Source organism: Tsukamurella sputi, assembly GCF_007858445.1.
In the GTDB taxonomy this organism is placed as follows: domain Bacteria; phylum Actinomycetota; class Actinomycetes; order Mycobacteriales; family Mycobacteriaceae; genus Tsukamurella; species Tsukamurella sputi.
This window is the reverse complement of record NZ_VIGV01000199.1, coordinates 1-529: the sequence shown is the minus strand read 5'-3', so window position 1 is coordinate 529 and position 529 is coordinate 1. Positions and strand designations below refer to the sequence as shown.

1 protein-coding gene is annotated in these 529 nt (G+C 37.4%); it reads right to left on the bottom strand.

Translation table 11 applies throughout. The features are described from left to right. The coding region (locus tag FK268_RS26205) for an aromatic-ring-hydroxylating dioxygenase subunit beta (protein ID WP_146437910.1) at positions 1 to 393 on the bottom strand (393 nt) is incomplete at its 3' end. Positions 394 to 529: the final 136 nt, after the last annotated feature.

Here is a 529-nt window from a genome sequence, read left to right as displayed (position 1 = left end):
ACCAAAAAAGATTCCTGCAACACCAAATCGGTAATAATGCGTCACCCAATTGACCTTTACCTTATAGAGATCATCTTCTTGATGATAACGAATATTGTTGAGTATATGCGATGTCCGAGGCATCGGTGTTGAGGCCGCTGATTTTCCTGTTCTAATACGAAAAACTCGATCTTCTAATCCGCCTCTATTTGCATAATACATCAGTGACATCTCTCGCTTAGGATCAGTAGTATAACGATGCTCATCTAACCACTGCGGAATATGAAAAGTGACATTCTCACTATAATAATCAAGATATCGATCCCAATCTTGGTTATCACAGGCTTCTGAAACATCATATAGAAACTGTTCGATCTCTACTTGTGTCTCAATATTAAAATTTTTCTTTTTCATTCAAGTATCTCCCTAAGATTATTTTGTATTCATCATCTGAGTATTTTCTGCTGCTATCTTCTCCTCTAAACCGGCTAATAATTTCTGTTGCCAGGCAGAGTGCTGATTAACATACAATCCCTCTTGGGTGATTTCT